At 54.5% G+C, this 6,857-nt stretch carries 4 protein-coding genes; 3 read left to right on the top strand and 1 reads right to left on the bottom strand.

Annotated elements, in window-relative coordinates:
• The first annotated feature begins 66 nt into the window (after positions 1-66).
• The 3 genes from VGE80_RS08780 to VGE80_RS08770 all read left to right on the top strand — a co-directional run bounded on the left by VGE80_RS08780 (position 67) and on the right by VGE80_RS08770 (position 3,067).
• Positions 67-639: a dihydrofolate reductase family protein gene (locus VGE80_RS08780; RefSeq protein WP_440592390.1), complete on the top strand. Its 573-nt coding sequence runs from the start codon at positions 67-69 to the stop codon at positions 637-639.
• A gap of 225 nt (positions 640-864) precedes the next feature.
• The gene (locus tag VGE80_RS08775; protein WP_440592389.1) at positions 865-2,484 is read left to right on the top strand and encodes a WbuC family cupin fold metalloprotein; all 1,620 of its coding nucleotides are present in this window, start codon (positions 865-867) and stop codon (positions 2,482-2,484) included.
• A 187-nt stretch (positions 2,485-2,671) separates the two neighbouring features.
• On the top strand, positions 2,672-3,067 hold the full coding sequence (locus VGE80_RS08770) for a response regulator (RefSeq protein WP_440592388.1): 396 nt from the start codon (positions 2,672-2,674) through the stop codon (positions 3,065-3,067).
• Between the two features lie 1,064 nt (positions 3,068-4,131).
• Here the strand turns inward: VGE80_RS08770 and VGE80_RS08765 are convergent.
• On the bottom strand, positions 4,132-6,857 hold a 2,726-nt coding region (locus VGE80_RS08765), incomplete at its 5' end, for a beta strand repeat-containing protein (protein ID WP_440592387.1).

The raw sequence follows: 6,857 nt of genomic DNA, 5'->3' as shown, positions 1-6,857 counted from the left end.
GCCGATTGGGAAAAAATCACACGCTCGGAGCGACAGGGCTACTTGGATTACTTTCGGGGCTTTTGCATGAAAACGCAGTTCTATACCGCGACGAGTCTGGATGGTTTCATTGCGACAGAGGATGACTCGCTGGACTGGTTGTTCTCTCTGGGGGACATCAATGATTCGAGCTATCCCGAGTTCATCGCGCAGGTCGGTGCCCTGGCGATGGGGTCTCATACCTACGAATGGATGCTGCGGCATGCAGACAAGGTCATCGAGGAAGTCGGATCGGCCTGGCCGTACGAGCAGCCGACGTGGGTCTTCACACGACGAAAACTTCCGCTCATCGAAGGAGCCGATATCCGCTTTGTCAGTGGAGACGTCGCCGCTGTCCATTCCCAAATGCGGGCGGTCGCCGGGGGCAAAAATATCTGGATCGTGGGCGGGGGAGAGCTGGCAGGTCAGTTCTATGACGCCGGGCTGCTTGATGAATTGATCCTACAGGTGGGGTCTGTGACGCTGGGACAGGGAAAGCCACTCTTTCCTCGCAGGCTACTGAACCCCGTCCTCAGGCTGACTTCTGTCCAGCAGAAACAAAATGAGATGGTTGAGCTGCGATATGACATCCGGCATCCCGGGAGTCAGAACGGCGACTGACGTGCTCAAGTCGGTTCCCTCTTCGTTCAGATGCCCTCGCGCTCCTGAAAGTTTCAGTGAGAAGTTGTCGAGCAAGTCGAAACTTCCGAAGGCAGGGTCGCGGGTGGTTCAGCTCACTTTCCTCAGCAGACCTTTTCGGAGGGGGGCGGATTGGACATGATGCCCCTTCGCCCGGCTCAGTGTCGCTGACCGCCCCCAGACTATTCCCTATCGAGATCGCTTTTCGTGAGTCCTCCCAAAAACGTCATCGTGGCCGATTCGGACATCTATGTTGTCGAGCCAGAAACGCTCCAGCGACTTCGCCAGTTGGCTGCAGACTCCCCCCTGAAACGCTCGCGAATCTGCCTCCATCGAACCAGCGATGACCCCATTCAGGAAATGGTCATCATGTTCGACCGCGACACCTACGTGCGCGTCCACCGACATCGTAACAAGAGCGAGTCATTTCACGTGGTAGAAGGTCTGTTGCAGGTCGTCTTTTTCGATGATCAGGGGGCGGAAACACGACGGATCTCACTGGGTGCTACCGGCACGGGGCGTCCCTCCCTTTACCGACTGGCATGTGATGCGTGGCATACGGTCCTGGTCGAATCCGACTGGGGGGTGATTCACGAGACCACGAACGGACCTTTCGTTCCGGGGGACGCCGAATTCGCACCCTGGGCTCCGGACGGGCAGGACTCGACTGAAGCAACGGCATTTCTGGAAAGTCTTCGTTCCGGTTCGCCCAGGCAGTCAGGTCCAGCAGGTTCTGCGGGTACGAATCCTGCCGATTCTCGTGGTGCTGAAGTGGTCGCGGACGAGAAACCGAACAGCTCCCTTCGGTCGCCCACGCTGACGACGATTATCTGCAATTACAACCACGGTCGGTCGATCTCTCGCGCGATCGAAGCGATGCTGACTCAGTCGCGTCCCGCCGATGAATTCATCATCGTCGACGACGGCTCGACAGATGACAGCCTGACCATCATCCGCTCCTGGGTTGAGAAGTATCCTCAGATTCACCTGCTGGTGAACGAGCGCAACCTCGGGTTTCATGCATCGTTTCAGCGAGCCATCACAGTGGCGACAGGCGACTTTGTCTACAGTGGCGCCGCTGATGACCGGATTCTGCCCGGCTTTTTCGCTGGGGCGATGCAGCTCGCGGAACAGTACCCCTCAACGGGAATCATCAGTGGTCAGTTCGTCAGCGTCGATCCGCTGGGCCAACCTCTGGGAACTTCGGGACTGAAGAACATTCATCAGGCAATTTTTCTGGAACCGTCACGCTACCTGCATGAAGTGCTTGAGGTGGAACCCGCCACCCATTCGCTCTCCGCAGCGACGCTGTTCCGGCGAATTCCGCTGCTTGACATCGGTGGCTGTCCGCCGGAACTTGAGTCGTGGGGAGACACGTTCGCCATCCAGACGCTGGGACTTCGCCATGGCTTCTGCTACTGGCCATTCCCCGCCATGGAATGGACAATCAATCCGGGAAGCTTGTCGCAGGAGACTCGATCCAATCCTCTGAAAGGGATGAGGATTCTGGAACGAGCGAAACATTGGATGCGATCGGAACGATTTCGAAATGACTTTCCCGAGGATTATGTCGAGCGATGGTCGCAAGATTTCCTCCGGTGCATCGTCCACGAACAGCTCAGTCCCGCCATCGAAGGGAATCAGGCGTTTCAAAGAAGCTGCCGCCGGGTCGCCGCCACGGCTTCACTCCCTGTGCGAGTTTTGCTGCTCTGTTTATGTAACGTGATGCGAGCCCTCTATTTCGTGACGTTTCGCGTCATGAGGCGCGCAGCAACTCGGCGACTACGTCAGATGTACACGGCGGAAGAAGCGTCGAAGGGCGTATGAACACCGCTTTCGGACAAATTGATTCAATTCTTAAAGTTGGCCGGTCGAATAGAAGAATTCGATTCCGGTAGCATTTCGTTCAAGTTGCGACGTGTGAGGTCGTAAGCCGGTTGAGAGAATGCGTGGCGGGGTCAGTTTTGACTGACAGACGCTGTTGCCTTGTCGGAACTCTTTCAGAAAAGACTGTATGTCGCACCGACGCCGTTCGATCCTGATTGCCGAGAGCAATCGGGCCATGTCTCAATCTTTAAGAAATCATCTTGAGGGGGCTGGCTACTCTGTCTTTGTTGCATATGACGGCGAACAGGCAGCCATTCTCGCCGCACGCCAGCGGTTTGATCTGATCATCGCTGACCTGGAACTACCTGCCATGACCGGCGCCGAATTCTGTCGGCACGTACGGGAAGACTTGCGATTAACGGAAATTCCCATCGTCGTGTGCTGCCCTGAGGCTATGCAGAGCGAAGCGGATCGTCTGGTCTTTGCCCACAAGGTCCCTCGAGTCTTCTCGAAACCTCTCGACCCCGCTGCAGTCGTGCAATTCACCAACGAAACCGTGAGAAACCACGCATCTGCGGTCTGACAGCCCCCCTCGCGCTGCCGACGGGCCCGCACGGACCTGGCGGCGTTTCTTGCGGACCAATTATTACTGCACTGGTTGACCATCCTGGATCAGCCAGTGCTTTTTCATTTCCTGACTTGCCTGGACCATACCCTTTGCTGCGAGGCACCAAGCGTTCGTAAGCAGAGTCGCGGAGCATGTCGCAGGTATCCAAGTGGAAACGGGAAAACTTCTCCTCTGAAGATGCTGCAGCCGAGTTGCGTAAGATTGTGGAACTGCAAAAGCTGCCTCGCCGGGCTCAACCCTGGACTCACGCTTTTACCAAATCTCACCGGCAGCGAATGACTTCGAGCGTGCCCGCCTGGATTCGACGCTCTGTCGAGTGTAGGTCGAGTGCGATATCTGCTGGACAGCCTGAAATCTCCGGCTCAACGAGAGGGCCAAAGCCGTTGGAGTGCGAAACATACACCAGTTCATCGACGTTCATCCCGCCCACTCAAGCGACTTATCTTTCGCTCGAACTTGCCATGGCAATACTTTCTGGTGAGATCGTTCGCAAATCTCTTTGATCGCCGCATCCCCTATTATTGGGCGTTCCAGTTCACTCCTCTCGACAGAGATTTCAGTCCTTCCTCCGGCGGCCTCCGGACTCCTGGCTTTCTGTCGTCCGGAAAGGCCAGGTCGTTCTGGATTTTCGTCCGCTTGTCGTCCACAAGTTTGACGATGTGATGGCTCCTCCGTTCCAGTAACGTTTCGAACCGATCGGGCCTTCGGAACTGTCACTTCGACCCGAATGTTTCTCCCCTCCCAATTGAGTCGCCCGCCTTGAGACCCGGCACCATTTGCTGACACCTGCCGTTCGCTTGGAGAGTCGTGCGACTCGTCTCAGCATCGAATTCGGATAGCACAGCAAACTCACAAGGTGAGTTCGTTCGACTTCAATGTACGATTGCCGAATTGGCGTCTCGCGCGGTCGATGAATGCGGTTTCTACTCTCCCGTAGCAATTCATCCCACACCTACGGAAAAAAGCCGCCCCCTGTTTAAAGGGAGCGGCTTTCGATCATTGTTCAGCCCATCAGACGATTACGGCAGGAATGGGTTGCCTGGGCTGTCGCCGAAGTACAGAGGGAAATCTGGATTCGGGAAATCCGGATCCTGGAATGCTCTCAAGTGGAAGTTTCCGTTGTAGAACGCATTCTGCAGATCTTGCGTCACACCATTCTGGCTGAAGTTGTTGGTCACATTCAGGTTATTCCCATCGTCAATCTGGAACAGCTGAACCAGTCGAGGCAACGGATTCTCATATCCGAAGTTCGAGATATTGTTGTCCTTGAATGGATCCGCATTTGACGCATCTCGACTTCCAAGAACTGCACCGTTGGGAGTTGAGTTGCCATCAAGTGGCATGTAGACGTTGCTGCCATCCCGCAACGTATTAACCATCGGATCCTGGATGTTGACGGTGTTTCCGATATTACCTCGCAGCCGCATGTCCATCTGAGCCGTGTAGTCAAGATAGACCGTGCTTGGATCTGGAGGAGTCGCTCGAACACTCAACAGTGGCTGCCATGTCTGACCGTTCTGTGGGTTGTATTGCACGAAGGATTCAACATGCAGATCGTTCGCAACGTTGCCCGTCATCCGGTTGTTCAAGATATCCGCAGCCAGGTAGGACTGCGTACTAACTCGGATAAACACACCATCCGCAGCTCTCAAGTCGCCTGCCCGACCGTTATACTGAATATTGTTGTTGTAGAGATTCAGTTTCGCATTGTTGAGGGTTGGCAGGAACATGTAGTTGCTCAAGCGATCAGCATCCTTGATCGAAGTGTTGTATCCCGTGTTACCCAAGCCATTATTCTGTGTGTCGTTCGGATTGAATGGGATGGGAGGATCAGCGTCAGCATTGGTGTCTTGGAACAGCACGAAATAGTCAGTTCTCGCGTAACCTGCGTTCTGTTCCATTTTCACACCGAACGCGCCATTATCATGGATGTTATTGCCCACGAGATTGAAAGTACTGTACTCGGTCGCATCAATGTCTGAAGCGGAGTATCTAAATCCACCAAAGTTGCCTTGCAACAGAATATTGACCCCGCTTCCCCCGTTACCAGCAATCTGCGAATCCGAGATATTCGCGTTCAACACACCCCCTGGATCTGATGACCAGTTCCCAGTTCCGTCCGAGGTCAGCGATACATCCGAGAAGCCGTTCCCGAATAGGTTGATTCCGTTGAGCGTATTACCCTGTACAACTGATTCGGTCACGTTTAGCGTGGCACGTCCCGCACCATTGAACAACCAGGTTGTAGAATCAGCTCCGTCCACGATCGTGAGCTTCGAAACGGTCTGGAAGTTGATCCCGTGGCCACCGTTAGCATTAATTGCAAGCGGCCCGCCTACGATCACTCGATCAACAGTCAATTGGGTATCCGCTGAGATCGCCGATTGGACGAAGATACCATCTCCCCGGTTGCCCTGGATGAATGTTCCATACTTTGGCGTCGCATTCACAGTGTCTCCCTGGACCAAGATATCATGGTCTCCTCCCAGGTACTGAGCCAGAATACCGCTCAATCCAGTAGCGTTGGCACCGAAGCCATTGCCGTTGATTTCTGTGCTTCCAGTGTTGGCACTCACTTGCATGAACGTTACAGATGGAGCATCGTAAGGCAGAACAGGATTGTTGGTCGTTTGGTCAGTTGGAGTGATAGTACTGGTCATGAAGATTCCATTCGATCCGTTGTTATTGATCTGCACGTTATCGAATGTTGACCGTTCATTTCCCATCGTATATCCGAACTCCGCACCTGGGCTTAGGCTGACGCGAAGGCCGTTCTGAGCATTATTATTGAATGTCGTCGCCGTGGCGTTGAGGACCAGTTGCGAATCACCAAGCAGGTCGACTCGGGCACCTTGTCCAACTCCGTTGATACCGTTGTTGTTCAGCGACGACTGAATCAGGTTGATGCGATTCGGCCCAGGATACTTCTGTGTTGGATCCTCGGGATCATTACCAAGTCCATGGAAATTGAAGCCGTTGACCAAGTTGCTTTGCATCGAGCTGTTGACGATATTGGCCCGAACCAGTGAAGCAGAAGCTCGGTTGAACAGAATACCGTTCTCGTTATTGCTGTTCATCAGCGTGTCGTAGATGCTCGCATGCATGTACGACCGGTCGTTGCTGTTCAGGACGATACCGTTGAGGCGGTTGTTCGACAACGAGCTTCCCGTGACGAGCAGGTTGAGGGTACTGCTGCCGTTGGTGGTTCCAGACAGACCGTTGCCCGTGGGGACACCATTCGAGGTTTCACCCGTGCCCGAGGAGCTGTTGGAGAACACGTTCTGGAGTGTGACGTCCAGGACCGAGTTTCCGTTGCTGACAAAGGCCATGTTATCGCCACCGGTCGTGTCGATGTTGTTACCCGAACCAGCACCGTTGCCGCTGTAGTTGTCTCGCTGCGAGGTGAAGTTCAAGCGAGCGTTACCGTCTGTTGAGATCTGCAGACCGTTCCCCGCGTTGTTCAGGACGTCATTGTCACGAGACACGACTGTCATGCCGCCGGTTGATGTTCCATCGGACCGCAATGAGATTCCGTCATTGAAGTTCGAGGAAATGATGTTGGAATCGATGATCGCGTTGAGCGTCGAGCTGTCATGTCGTTCCAGGGCCAGTCCACCGCCGGTGAAGGCCGAGATACCCGCACCCGTGATTCCCGTGCCGTTGTTCGAGATCTCATTGTTGCGAATCAGCAGGTTATTTGAGGTCGAGGTTCCCGAAGTTTCGACTCGGATACCATAACCGCCGT

Origin of the sequence: Schlesneria sp. (assembly GCF_036405755.1) — a bacterium.
Lineage (GTDB): Bacteria > Planctomycetota > Planctomycetia > Planctomycetales > Planctomycetaceae > Schlesneria > Schlesneria sphaerica.
This window is presented reverse-complemented; position numbering and strand designations above follow the sequence as displayed.